Annotated in this window: 10 protein-coding genes; 6 read left to right on the forward strand and 4 right to left on the reverse strand. The window is 69.0% G+C overall.

Annotation, left to right across the window (positions count from 1 at the left end; all coding sequences use genetic code 11):
• Positions 1 to 148: 148 nt before the first annotated feature.
• Both ACGLYG10_RS16195 and ACGLYG10_RS06945 read right to left on the reverse strand, forming a co-directional pair.
• Positions 149 to 2,062: an Ig-like domain-containing protein gene (locus ACGLYG10_RS16195; RefSeq protein WP_073329649.1), complete on the reverse strand. Its 1,914-nt coding sequence runs from the start codon at positions 2,060 to 2,062 to the stop codon at positions 149 to 151.
• 118 nt (positions 2,063 to 2,180) lie between these two features.
• Entirely contained in the window at positions 2,181 to 3,146 is a 966-nt protein-coding gene (locus ACGLYG10_RS06945; protein ID WP_170866478.1) for a helix-turn-helix transcriptional regulator, read from the reverse strand.
• 310 nt (positions 3,147 to 3,456) lie between these two features.
• On the opposite strand from ACGLYG10_RS06945, the gene ACGLYG10_RS06950 reads away from it, so the two are divergent.
• The 5 genes from ACGLYG10_RS06950 (at position 3,457) to ACGLYG10_RS06970 (ending at position 8,176) form a co-directional block, all read left to right on the forward strand.
• The gene (locus ACGLYG10_RS06950) at positions 3,457 to 4,857 is read left to right on the forward strand and encodes an amidohydrolase family protein (RefSeq protein WP_073329655.1); all 1,401 of its coding nucleotides are present in this window, start codon (positions 3,457 to 3,459) and stop codon (positions 4,855 to 4,857) included.
• Positions 4,858 to 5,175: 318 nt separating this feature from the next.
• On the forward strand, positions 5,176 to 5,394 hold the full coding sequence (locus ACGLYG10_RS06955; protein ID WP_073329658.1) for a hypothetical protein: 219 nt from the start codon (positions 5,176 to 5,178) through the stop codon (positions 5,392 to 5,394).
• Between the two features lie 90 nt (positions 5,395 to 5,484).
• The gene (locus ACGLYG10_RS06960; RefSeq protein WP_139240889.1) at positions 5,485 to 5,925 is read left to right on the forward strand and encodes a hypothetical protein; all 441 of its coding nucleotides are present in this window, start codon (positions 5,485 to 5,487) and stop codon (positions 5,923 to 5,925) included.
• Positions 5,922 to 6,677: a hypothetical protein gene (locus ACGLYG10_RS06965; RefSeq protein WP_073329664.1), complete on the forward strand. Its 756-nt coding sequence runs from the start codon at positions 5,922 to 5,924 to the stop codon at positions 6,675 to 6,677. Before ACGLYG10_RS06960 ends, ACGLYG10_RS06965 begins: the two co-directional genes overlap by 4 nt.
• 74 nt (positions 6,678 to 6,751) lie before the next feature.
• Positions 6,752 to 8,176 carry an amidohydrolase gene (locus ACGLYG10_RS06970; RefSeq protein ID WP_073329667.1) on the forward strand — a complete coding sequence of 475 codons (1,425 nt, stop codon included), beginning with the start codon at positions 6,752 to 6,754 and terminating at the stop codon, positions 8,174 to 8,176.
• Between the two features lie 119 nt (positions 8,177 to 8,295).
• On the opposite strand, the gene ACGLYG10_RS06975 is transcribed toward ACGLYG10_RS06970, so the two are convergent.
• The gene (locus tag ACGLYG10_RS06975; protein ID WP_073329670.1) at positions 8,296 to 10,047 is read right to left on the reverse strand and encodes a DUF885 domain-containing protein; all 1,752 of its coding nucleotides are present in this window, start codon (positions 10,045 to 10,047) and stop codon (positions 8,296 to 8,298) included.
• Between the two features lie 457 nt (positions 10,048 to 10,504).
• Positions 10,505 to 11,305 (reverse strand): TrmB family transcriptional regulator, encoded by an 801-nt coding sequence (locus tag ACGLYG10_RS06980; RefSeq protein WP_073329673.1) that lies wholly within the window; start codon positions 11,303 to 11,305, stop codon positions 10,505 to 10,507.
• Positions 11,306 to 11,652: 347 nt separating this feature from the next.
• Here ACGLYG10_RS06980 and ACGLYG10_RS06985 point away from each other — a divergent pair, with 347 nt between their 5' ends.
• Positions 11,653 to 12,069 (forward strand): DUF2000 domain-containing protein, encoded by a 417-nt coding sequence (locus ACGLYG10_RS06985; RefSeq protein WP_073329676.1) that lies wholly within the window; start codon positions 11,653 to 11,655, stop codon positions 12,067 to 12,069.
• Positions 12,070 to 12,258: the final 189 nt, after the last annotated feature.

Below are 12,258 nucleotides of genomic sequence, written 5' to 3' on the forward strand. Positions count from 1 at the left end.
ATGAGGCAGGTGCCGGTTGGTCCAGGTGCGCAGAAGTCGCTCAAGCGCATATATGCGTGGCGGGCTCGGCTTCGAATGGAGCCGAGCCCGCCATCGGGCAGTCCCGTATAGGACTGCCGAGGTCGATTGCGTGGGTGTGATTGTCGGGTCAGGCCCGCCTGCGCGCAACCGTGGCTGAGATTCCAGCGAACAGGAGAACCGCGGCGACCATTGCAAGCGACGTGGTCCCTGCGCCGGTCTTGGCGAGCTTCGCACGCGGGGTCGTCTTCGCGGCCGGGGTGGACGGCTGGCCGGGTGAGGGTGCCGTCACTCCGGGCGTGGTTCCGGCGCTGGGTTCGGCGGTCGGCTCGACCGTGGGTTCGCTGGACGGCTCCACGGTGGGTTCGCTGGACGGCTTCACGGTGGGTTCGCTGGACGGCTCCACGGTGGGTTCGGTGGTCGGCTCGGTGGTCGGTTCCACGGTGGGTTCGACCGTGGGCTCGGTGGTGGGTTCGACCGTGGGCTCGGTGGTGGGTTCGACCGTGGGCTCGGTGGTCGGTTCCACGGTGGGTTCGGTGGTCGGCTCGGTGGTCGGTTCCACGGTGGGTTCGACCGTGGGTTCGGTGGTGGGTTCGACGGTGGGCTCGGTTGTCGGCTCCACGGTGGGTTCGGTGGTCGGCTCCACGGTGGGTTCGGTGGTCGGTTCTACGGTGGGCTCAGTGGTCGGCTCGACGATCGGCTCATCCGGGAAGGCGTTGGTCGCCACGATCTTCACCGTCGCGGCCGCATCGATGGGGAATGTCAGCGACACCCCGTTCTCGATCGGCGTCGCCGTCGCCCCGTCCACCTCGTAAGAGACGCTCACGTCCTCGGGCAGGTTCTTCTCGACGATCTGGCAGGTGGCGGAGGACTTGGTCGTCACCGTCGTCGTGGTCTGCCCCGCCTGAATCGCCGGCATGTCAATGAAATCGGCGGACAGGCACTTGTAGGAGAACTGGTAGGAGGCGTCGGCCGGCGCCGCGGTTCCGGTCGTGACCTTCTCGATCGTGAAGGACGCCCGGTGGCCGGATCCGGTCCCGCCGCTGTTGGGCAACTCGACGCGCCCAACCACCGTGGCCGGCTCGCCATCCTCTGCCACCGAGATCGTGGCGGTGTTGACCAGCTCGTCCAGGTCGGCGACCTCCGGGCCGACAGCGGCACGCAGGTCGATCTGGAGCGATTCGTGAGCGGGCTGGTAGCGCCCGTCGGCCATGGGGCTGAAGACGATGCGCACGCCGCCGCCGGCGGTCTCCGTGCAGGACCAGCGGTTGGAGTCGATCTCGTTGTCGTAGACGACCTCCGTGTACGGGTAGGGCGTGCGGTCGTAGATCTTCGCGCCGTCGCAGGTCATGGTGAGCCCTTCACCGCCGACGTCCTCAACGACCAGCGGTTCGTAAACGTCCTGCGCGGTGGTGCCGACGTAAATGCTCCAGCGAGAGCTGCTCATGTCGGCGTCGTACACGCCGGTCTTGCCGCTGGACTGGTCGACACCGGAAGGGCCGGGGCCCACATAGGTTCCGGGCAACTGGAAGCTCTGACCACAGGAGGTGAAGGTCAGCGTGTAGTCGCCGCCAGCCTCATCGACCTGGGAGCGGTCCCAGCCCAAGGTCACCCAGGCCGAGCCGGTGATGTCGCCGTAGGTGTCGGCATACTCGGACAGGACGAAGTTGAGCGTCTTGCCAGACCACGTGGCGCGTCCGACGACGACGCCGTCCGGTGCCGTCAGGTCGAAGCTGCTGGGGCCGCGGTTCTCCAACTCGGCCGGCAGGGTCAGCGTGAAGCTGTCCCCGGAGCTTGCGGTGGCGGGTGCGGTCCACGTCAGGTCGGCGCGCACCAGGCCGGAGGCGTCGGAGACGTAGGTTCCGTTGGTTACGTGGGTGCCGTCCCGCCAGGCGACGGAGGTGACGGAGCCGGCGCAGGTTTCCGCGGCTGCGGCTTTAGGCTGGGAGGGGTCGTCGCTGACATCGGCTAGGGCGGCGGACCCCGGAACAGCTAGAGCTAGCACCAGGGCCGCGGCGCAGGCGAGTGAGCGTAACGCCTTCATTGTGTTTCCCTTCGATGAATCGGGGGATCTGGTATGGAATACGGGACTCATCGAAGCACGGGATTAGTAACGCGTTTGCTAGCGACGAGTGGCGAAGAGCTGCCATGTCATGCGTGCGTCACTCGGATTGCCCTTGGCCGGGGGCGTCGTCCGTCTGCGGGAGCCACCCCAGTCGTACCGCCTGCATACCCAGCTGAAACCTGCTCTGCGCCCCCAGCAGATGATTCAGCTCGGCGACTCGCCGGGCCACTGTCCGCAGGCTCACTCCTAGCTGACGCGCAATCGCCTCGTCGGTCATCCCGGAGGCCAGCATCCACACCAACTCACGATCCTGCAGCAGCGCGCTTTCGATGGCTGATACGCGCGGCATTGGAACGCCCCTCTGCCACAGGTGCTCGAACAGGTCGCCGAAGGTCTCGACCAGCTCAGGTTCAGTGATGCGGGTGGTAACGATTTCGTTGCCGGACCCCTGACGCAGAATGAGCGCCGTCGTCTCGTCGGCGAGGAGCATGCGGAAGGGGAGTTTGTCGACGAAGCGGGCCTCCTCGCCCTGGTGGATGGATTTTGCGACGACCTTGAAGTAACTCGGATCGTGCAAGGAGGCCATTTCGTACAGCGCACGGTGTCGTACGCCGCGGCGTAGCGACTCCGGCTGCATGCTCGCCTGCTGTCCCGCGGAGGTCAGGTACGGTGAGCGATCCATCCCCCGGAACTCGCCGCGGGCGGTGGCGAAGAGCTGGTTGAACATGGCGATGGCCCGTTGCGGGGACCGGGTTGTTTCCACCGCGTGCCGACCGCCCTGCTCGAGCAGGTCCAATTCCAGGGCGGCGGTCTCGGCGCGGCGGGCGTCCTCCCGGTATCGCTGCTCTAGGTCGCGTAATGCGCGGGCAGCTGAGCGCGGGTTCACCACCCCGTCGGCTACGGCGGCCAGGTCCGCTTCAATGAGCTCTGAGAGAGCGGGGTCCTCGGAGTCTGCGGCGCGGAGTTCGCCGTCCAGCAGCGATAGGTACAGGGACTCGGCGGCGTCGCTGATGCCGAGTCCGGCGAGTAAGCGGTGAGCCGCCCCGACCTCCGAATCGCTCATACGCGTGATGCTAGCGGTGAACATGGGGGCGTTGCTGGGAGCGAGCTCCATGGAATCGTGGCAGGGCCGGGCTTTGCACGACCTTGGGGTGCATTCCACGACCCTGGGGTGGTCGTGGAACGTACCCGAAGGTCGTAGAACGTCGCCGCGGGTCGTGGAGCGCGCCCTGGAACGAAGCTTCGGAGAGGGCACATGAGTTGGATTAATGCTGCCGGCCTCACGGTTGCCCAAGGGTGGACGCTGGTCGTCCCGCCGCGGCTTTAAGCGCTGCTGCGTCTCTCCCCATTCACCCAGGCACTCAGGAGGCTCCATGACGGACTGGATCACCCCACCCACCGACGGCGGGGAGCGACTAGACGGCACCGGCCCGGCCCTGCTGACCGCCGACCGCGTACTGACCGGACGCCGCGGCGACGCCGTCGGCAGCCTCGAGGCCATCGGTGAGGACGACCCCGCCGGCGGCGCCGTCTTCATCGACGGCGCCCGTATCCGCGCCGTCGGCCCCACCGCCGAGCTGACCGCCCGACTCGGTGAGCTGGCCGAAGCGGCCGGGACCACGCCCGCGCAGGTGCGCCGCGTCGAACTGCCCGGCGCCACCCTCATGCCCGGGCTCATCGAGACGCACGCCCACCTGCCCACCTCCGGCACGGACGTGGAGTACCCCGACTACGGGGAGCATGACGTCGCCCGGCTCGCGCTGAACGCCGCCCGCTCGGCCCGGGAGCTGCTGTCCCTCGGCGTCACCAGCGCGCAGAGCCTGGGCGCCCGCCACTACGTGGACGTCGCCCTGCGCGACGCCATCGACAACGGCGACCTGCGCGGGCCCCGCATCACCGCCGCCGGGCCACAGATCACCGTCACCGCAGGCCACGCCCACCACGCCGGGGGTGAAGTGGACGGCCTGGACGACATCCGCCACCAGGTGCGGCTCCACCACAAGCGGGGCGTCGACACCATCAAGGCGATGGCCACCGGCGGCTTCACCACCTCCGGCTCGGTGCCCTGGATGGCCCAGTTCAGCCAGGAGGAACTCACCGTCATGTTCGCCGACGCCCACCGCCTGGGCAAGTGGACCGCAGCCCACGCCCACGGCACCCAGGGCATCGAGCGGGCGGTGCGCGCCGGCGTCGACTACCTCGCCCACGCCTCCTTCATCAGCCCCGCAGCCCGCTCCGAACCCGACCCGCGCCTGGCCGACGAGATCGCCGCCGCCGGCGTCTACGTGGACTGCACCATCACTGCCGAGCTGCCCCGCATGCTTGAGCGCGACGACGCCTTCGCCCCACCGGCCCGCATGCTGTGGGAGCACGGCGTGAAGATCGTCGCCGGGCACGACGCCGGCATCCCCGGTGTTCCGAACCGCGGCTACGTCGGTGGCCTGGAGGCGCTGGAGTACGTCGGTCTGCCCCGGACGGAGGTGCTGCTCGCCGCCACCTCGCGGGCGGCCGCCGGCATCGGCCTGGCGGGTGTGACCGGCGTGCTCGCCCCCGACTTCGACGCCGACCTGATCGCCGTCGCCGGTGATCCACGCACCGGGCTGGGCGTCCTGCGCGACCTGCGACTAGTGGTCAGCCGGGGACGCGAGTTCATCCCCGACCGCATACCCGGGCTCGCACACCGCACCGACCTCGACGCCTTCACCGGGCCGGGCGCGGTGCTCGGCGCCTGGCGGAACCGGGACGTGCTGCGCGCCCGCCACCCGGAGGTCTGAGGCGTGTCCGCGTCCGTGCCGCCCGGGCGGGTGCCCGAACACCGGGGAGCCGGAGCCGCCGGTGCCCTGGACCGGCTGCGGGGTCGGAGGCGGTCTCGGGCACACTTTGGAGCCGCATGGTGCTGTCAACAGGTGCTGTGCTCGCGACAAGTGCGGCGTTTGGTTACGAGAAATGGTGGCGTAGAGATAGGCTCCTGGACAGGTTGGAACTCGGACGCGGGCTAGGGCGTGTTGCTCGGCAAAGAGCTTCCCTGCCGAGGTCATGAGGTTCCGGAAGGGAGGGCGGCGGTGCGCATGGCGTTGAGTCGCGTCCCCGGTATGACGGTCACCGACCTCATTCCGGTCAACGAGGATGATCCAGGGGGTTCCAACGACTCGCAGTGGGGACGGGCGCAGGTTTTGGTCAAGCACAACACGGTAGACAACCCCAACATTGTCGTCAACGAGTACATCGCCAACAGAATCGCGATTGCCCTGGGCATCCCCACGTCCCTCGGTGACCTCTGGTTCGACCCGTCGGCCGGCGAACCGGCATAGGTTGTCGCCGAGATCGGAGAGCCGGGAAACCACTTCCCGCCTCCGCAGGAGGCCGCGTTGCTCAGCATCCCTGAGGAGACGCGGGCCCTCATGGAGGCTTTTGATGCACTGATTTACAACACTGACCGTCACGAGGAGAACATCCTGGCCGACAACGATGGCCACGCCTGGGTCGTTGATCATGACGGGGCTCTTTTCGGCAACATCAAGGGCAACAGAGCGACGGGGCTGCTGAGTACCAAGGGTCGTTATGACTACGACCCGATGGGCTTCTGGGGGAAGCTGCCTGCGACGTCGGAAGCCAGGGAACGTGCCATCGCCCATATCCGAGCGGGCCTTGCGTTGTCGGCCATCGAGTCGCCCGTGTGGCACCTGTATAACCTCGGACTGCTGCGTGCACCCGAGCGTCAGGCTGTCATCGAGTTCTTGTCTGACCGTCGTGCCATGATTGGGTCTATAGTCCGACGGCGGCCCGGAGCTGCCGTCGGCAAGCAGGGCCTGCTCACCGATGAGGGAGGCGACTTTGAATGACTGAGCTGTACACCGTGAAACACCTGGCCGACCGCGTCGCCAACGAGCCGCGTAACGTCGGCGTCATCGCGACGACCGGTCACGACCCGAGCTCTCGTGTTGCCCTACGGTTCCTCGGGATCGACCTGGACGGCACCGCGGCGCGCAAACCGTTGCCGGGTGTCAGCAAGGATGTCTACATCAGCTGGGTTGACTACTTCCGTTCTAAGACGCGGTCCGGACGCTGGGAGGACATAGCCCGGGCGCATCGCCGTCGGCCACAGGACTTCTACCTGGAACATGCCCTCACCATCCTCGACAGTGACGACGTTGAGCGTCTGGCGGACGAGTACTTCCCCCGGCTGGTCCAGACGGCGGCGAAAAAACGGAGGTCGTCGGAGGTCATGCGTCAGCAGGTGGATGACGTCTTCCGTGAACTCGGCTTGGCTCCGGACAGGAACGTTCCTATTGAGGCGCATGTCAATGACAAGAATGTTCGCGTCTCGTTCGGATACGCCCTGTCGGGCGACAGGCCGGTACTCTTCGACGTGCTGCCGACTCACGGTCTAGGGGCGAATGGCCAGGCGTTCGCCTATCGGACGATGGTGGCGCAAAAGGCGGAGGTTAGTAAGGACTTCGCGGCATTCATCGACCTGGAGAATGTCTCCGACGAACAGGACCTGAGGGCAGTGGAGAGCGTAGCGACTGTCATCGATCCGGTCGGGGACTTTGCCGGGTCTGTGGAGACGGTTGCCGCACTGACTCGGGCGTGAGCGCATCCCGTTGGTCGTGGCTGGCGGTCGGAAGGCCGTAGCGGGGGCGGCCTGGCCGCGGCACAATCAGCGCCATGAATCGCCCCGTCCGCGACCTCAGTCGGCCCACCACGCCCTGCTCCGCCGTGCAGACACGCATGGCCGAGGAGACCGCCGCCCGGGCCGCCGTGGCCGGTCCCGCCCCCGCCCTGCCCGAGGACGTCGGTGCCGCGGCCGAGTTGCGCGCCGAATTGGACGAGGTCGTCGACTCCCTCGCACCGGAGCTCGTGGCCCTGTCGCGTGACCTGCACGCCCACCCCGAGGTGGGGCACGCCGAACACCACGCCGTCGCCGCCGTCGCCGAACTGCTGCGTGCCCACGGCATCATCCCGAGCCTGGGCGTGTACGGCATGGACACCGCCTTGCGCGCGGAAATCGGCGCCGACGCCGCAGCGCACGGGGAGCAGCGAGACTCCGAGGCGCCGCGGCCGCCCGGCGGCAGCCACCCCCACGCCCCGACCATGGCGATCCTGGCGGAGTACGACGCCCTGCCCGGCGTCGGCCACGGCTGCGGGCACAACGTCATGTGCGCCAACTCGGTGGGCGCCTTCCTCGCCCTGGCCGAACTCTCACGCCGTCGCCCCGGCGTCCTGCCCGGCCGCGTCATCCTGCAGACCACCCCGGCCGAGGAGTCCGACACCGCCAAGGAGATCCTCGCCCAGCGCGGCATGCTCGTCGGTGTCGACGCCGCCATCCAGACCCATTCCTACGCCCACGACCTGGCCGACCAGACCTGGCTGGGCGTGCGCCGCATGAGCGCCGTGTACACCGGCATCCCCTCCCACGCCTCCTCCCAGCCCTTCATGGGCCGCAACGCCCTGGACGCCGCCACCCTGGCGCTGACCGGCCTGGGGCTGCTGCGCCAGCAGATCCTGCCTATGGATCGGGTCCACGCCGTCGTCGACGACGGCGGGCGGGTCGCCAACGTGATTCCCGAGCGTGCCGAACTCAACCTCATGGTCCGCTCCAAGTACCCCGAGACGCTCAAAGACCTGGTGGGGCGCGTGGAGGACCTGCTGCGCGGGGCGGCGCTCATGACCGGCACGGGAGTGGAGATCATCACCGACCCCAACACCAACGAGATGCCGGTGCGCTCCAACGGCCCGCTGCTGCAGGCCTGGGTGCGTTCCCAGCGGGAGCGCGGCCGCGACCCGCTGCCCGCCGGGGTGGTGTCGGAGACCGTCGCGGCGGGCACCGACTTCGGCAACGTGTCGCTGCGCGTGCCCGGTATCCACCCGCTCATCAAGGTCACCGACCGCGACGACGTCGCCCTGCACACCCGCGAGATGGCCGCGGCCGCCGGCTCACCCACCGGCGACGCCGCCGCCGTCGACGGCGCATACGGGCTGGCCGCCGTCGCCCTGGACTGGTTGCACGACGCCGGCCTGCGCGACGCCGTGCGCGCCGACTTCGAGGCCGCCGGTGGGGCCGTGGATGTGGCCGGATTCTGGGGGGAGTGAGCCGGGGCGAGGCCGCGCCATGGCAGCGCGCCCCTGGCGGGTCGGCCGCAGCCAGGCGCAGCCGACCCGCCACGGTGCGTGCGGCAGGCCCGGGTCCCGGCCCACGGCGGCGCGTCGACCTAGTCGGCCAGCGCCTCGCGCATGACGTCCAGGCCCACGCTGCCCAGCCGCAGCGCCCGCATGTGGAAGTCCTTCAGGGACTCACCGCGACCCAGCGCTTCATCGCGGGTAGCCTCCCACAGCCGCTGGCCGACCGCGTAGGAGGGCGCCTGCCCCGGAAAGCCCAGATAGCGGTCCAGCTCGAAACGCAGGAAGGACTCGGTCATCGCCACGTTGTGGCGCAGGAAGGCCCAGGCCGAGTCGGCGTCCCAGACGCCGTCGCCGACGCCGGGCAGCTCGGCCAGCTCCGGCGGGCGCCGCTTACCCAGGTGCACGCCGATGTCGAGCACCACGCGGGCGGCCCGCAGCCGCTGGGAGTCGAGCACGCCCATGCGGTCGCCCGGGTCGTCCTGGAAGCCGAGGTCCGCCATCAGTTGTTCGGCGTACAGGGCCCAGCCCTCGCCGTGACCGCTGACCCAGCAGGCCAGGCGGCGCCAGGCGTTGAGCTCGTCGCGCACATAGGTCTGCATGCCGACCTGGAGGTGGTGGCCGGGCACGCCCTCGTGGAAGACGGTGGTGCGCTCCTGCCAGGCGGCGAAGGTGTCGGTTCCCTCCGGCACCGACCACCACATGCGCCCCGGCCGGGTGAAATCGTCACTCGGACCCGTGTAGTAGATGCCGCCGGTGGCCGACGGCGCGATGCGGCACTCCAGGGTGCGCAGCGGGGCGGGGATGTCGAAGTGGGTGCCGTCCAGGGCGGCGATGGCATCATCCGCGGTGCGCTGCATCCATGCCTGCAGGGCGGCGGTGCCGTGGATGGTGCGCGCCGGATCGGCATTGAGCCGGTCCATCGCCTCGCGTACGCTCACGCCCGCGCCGTACAGCCGCGCGGCAATCTCCCGCTGCTCGGCGTCGATGGCGGCCAGGCGCTCGCGACCCCACTCGTACGTCTCATCCAGATCAACCACGGCGCCCAGGAACTCGCGGCTGAAGCGGGCGTAGCGCTCGCGGCCCACGCCGTCCACCTCGCCGGCGAGCGGCGCGATCTGTTCGCCCAGGAAGTCGGCGATGCGGCCGTAGGCGACGCGGGCCTGCGCCGAGGCCGCGCGCAGGTCCTCCTGCAGCGACTCGGGCAGGGGAGTGCCGTCTGCGGTGGTGGCGGCGTCGATGAGCGCCGTGTAGGAGCTGGAGGACTCCGCCGCCTGGGTGCGGGACTGGCCGATGCAGGTCTCGACCTGACGGCGGGCGGCCACGTCGCCGCGGCTCGCGGCCAGGCGCAGCGAGTCGGCGTACTCCTCCAGGGCGCGGGGCACGTCGCGCAGGCAGGCGGCGAAGTCCGCCCAGTCGGCCTCGGTGGCGGTGGGCAGGTTATCGAACAGGTCCCGCAGGTTCTGGATGGGAGAGTCGATGTTGTCCAGGCGGCGCAGCGCCTCACCGGCCTCGGCCGCCTCAATGGATACACCCAGCCGCTCGCGCATGGCGGCCAAGGTGACCCGGTCGATCGCGTCGACCGGGGCGACCTGCTCCAGTTCGGCGAGCGTGCGCCGGTCCAGGTCGGTCAGTGCGTCGAGCGCCTCGGGGGAGTAGCCGTCCAATTCGCCGCGGCGGCCGGGCAGACCTACCGACACGGCGAACTCGGGGGACAGGTCCGCAAGGCTCTCCACGTAGCGCTCGGCAACGGCATCGACGGGGGTAGGACGGCGGACGGAGCCGCCGACGGGCTGGGCCGCAGTGGGCGTCGCGGACGGGATGTCGGAGGGAGTCTCGGTCATGGGCTGAGATTAGGGCATAGGGCGGCGGTGCCTGCGCCTCGACGAACTCGCGGGGGCTGCAGCGTCGCGGATGGTGAGGCTCCGTCTGGTGAACTGGGTGGAACTGGGAACCGTGGCGGGCGCGGGAGCGGGGCGGCTCGCCTCTTCAGGCGGGACTCGGACCTCTCTAGGTGGCGCATTGAAGCGGTGTTGCACGCAACGGCGCCGCGACGATTCCGTGGGAGGGCGAGTTTTCGCTGGAATCTCGCTGTTCCTGTGTTCTGCTGGATAACCGTGAGTAGGCTCCAGTGTGCAACGAGGACCTCGCTGCACACTGGAGCGAGGCCACGTGTTTGTGCCGGCGATTGTTTTCCGCATGATTCTGCGGTTCTTCCTCCCAGGTGCTGAGCCGTTGCGTGCAACGCTCTCGCTGGCAGAGTCGGCCCGGGTGGCAAGCGCTTGGCGCCCCGGTGCTTGATCAGTTGAGGGGTGCGTACTTGTCCCTCAGTTTCTGGAGGCTGGGGCCGAAACTGCGTTCCAGGATGTCCCCGTGGCGGGCCAGCATCTCCAACTTGTACAGGTCGTGCCGCACGAGCTCGGTCACGGGCACCACCAGGCCGGGGTGGCTGGTCCAGGCGGCGCGCGAGTGCGCTCCGGCGGAGACGTTCCCGGCCACGAGTTCGCGGTCGTCGATCGAGACGACCACCCACCTGCCGCCCAGCCCGGCGGTGACGGTGTCCGTGGCGGGGTGGGGGTGGACGGTTGCACAGTCGAGCTCGATCTCGCCATAACCGACGATGATGATCTCCACGTCGCGGTCCGCGGCCCGACGCAGGCTGTCTTCCAGGGCGGGTACGTCCTGTGCCCACAGCTCGGCGAGGATGCGGTGCTGCGCGGCGGCGATGAGTCGGTTGGCCCGCTCAATAATGGCGGCACGTCCCTGAAGGTCCCAGATGGCGCCATCGTGGACGGCATCGGCCGCGAAGGCGGACAGTGAGGCCTCAGCGGCATCAAGATTGTCGTTGAAGCGGGAGCGCAGACGAGAGATGAGTTCGCGCGGGGGCAGGGGTGCGTACAGCTGCGGCTCGCCGCGCGAGACCTGGACGTAGTCGTCGGCGGCCAGAGAGGCGAGCACCTCGTAGATCTTGGAGCGAGCAATACCGGCCCGCTTGGCGATGGCGTAGCCGGTTGCCGGCGCCTCCTCCAACAGCGCCAGGTAGGCGCGGGACTCCCAATCGGTCATCCCCAGTGCCTGCAACTGCTCCGCTACTGAAGCCATGATCCGCATCCTCCAATTCGCAACTGCGTACAGGGGCAGGGGAGACGCCGTGGCCGTGTGGTGGCGTTTGACCGCGATGCATCGGCGTCGGCGTCCATCGGTGCACGACGCGCCCGAAATGCTCGGGCGGCATCGAGTGCCCCGGAGCGCCCCGCCGAAGCCTAGTCACCCAGCAACCTATTCGCATAGTCACCCAATGGGTGACTACTATGTCCTGCATGGGTCGAGCCCGCCCCCGGCGTCCACCGGAGGCCGACTTGGTTTCCCGATCTATCCAACCGTTTCGCGGGCTGGCTCAACCGCCGCCCGCCTGTCAATATTCGTCAATCCCGCTGAGGAGACCCGCTGTGAGTCAGCAGAACTCGACCAAACGCAAGATCGTCATTGTCATCGCCGAGGGCACCACCGCCGCCAGGGCAGCGAACGCCAGCGCGCTGCTGGCGCTCACCATCGGCGCCCGCCATCAGGACCTCATCGGCCCCGACGTGCCCGACGCCGACGGCCACCTGCACGCCGGCATCTCCGACACCCCCGTTCCGGTGCTGGTCGCCCCCGCGGAGCGCCTGGCCGAACTCGTGCAGGCGCAACCGCCCATCGAGATCATCGGCTTCACTAAGACGGCGGCCGGGGCGCACACCTATGACAAGTACATCCGCGCGCTCGCGGCCGTAGCCTCCGCGGACCTGGACTACCTGGCCGTGGCGCTCATCGGCCCGCGTGCGCAGGTCACCTCGCTGACCGGCTCCCTCCCGCTGTACCGCTGAGTCAATGGACTCCTCCGATTTGGAGGTGTGGCGATTGGCTGTCGTCATCGGTTCAGGTGCGGGGGCGTGCAGGTTGGCCGCGCGGGGTCGCTCCGGTGTCACCCCCGGCGCCTCGCACACGCCTTCCTCGTCCATTACGAGCTTTTGCACCCTGGTGTGCGGCAATTACCCGCACACCAGGGTGCAAAA

This window comes from Actinomyces glycerinitolerans, from assembly GCF_900098745.1.
Lineage (GTDB): Bacteria > Actinomycetota > Actinomycetes > Actinomycetales > Actinomycetaceae > Actinomyces > Actinomyces glycerinitolerans.

Coding starts and splice junctions, on each gene's coding strand:
- ACGLYG10_RS16195 (WP_073329649.1), bottom strand. CDS start 2,062: ATGAAGGCGTTACGCTCACTCGCCTGCGCCGCGGCCCTGGTGCTAGCT.
- ACGLYG10_RS06945 (WP_170866478.1), bottom strand. CDS start 3,146: ATGAGCGATTCGGAGGTCGGGGCGGCTCACCGCTTACTCGCCGGACTC.
- ACGLYG10_RS06950 (WP_073329655.1), top strand. CDS start 3,457: ATGACGGACTGGATCACCCCACCCACCGACGGCGGGGAGCGACTAGAC.
- ACGLYG10_RS06955 (WP_073329658.1), top strand. CDS start 5,176: ATGACGGTCACCGACCTCATTCCGGTCAACGAGGATGATCCAGGGGGT.
- ACGLYG10_RS06960 (WP_139240889.1), top strand. CDS start 5,485: ATGGAGGCTTTTGATGCACTGATTTACAACACTGACCGTCACGAGGAG.
- ACGLYG10_RS06965 (WP_073329664.1), top strand. CDS start 5,922: ATGACTGAGCTGTACACCGTGAAACACCTGGCCGACCGCGTCGCCAAC.
- ACGLYG10_RS06970 (WP_073329667.1), top strand. CDS start 6,752: ATGAATCGCCCCGTCCGCGACCTCAGTCGGCCCACCACGCCCTGCTCC.
- ACGLYG10_RS06975 (WP_073329670.1), bottom strand. CDS start 10,047: ATGACCGAGACTCCCTCCGACATCCCGTCCGCGACGCCCACTGCGGCC.
- ACGLYG10_RS06980 (WP_073329673.1), bottom strand. CDS start 11,305: ATGGCTTCAGTAGCGGAGCAGTTGCAGGCACTGGGGATGACCGATTGG.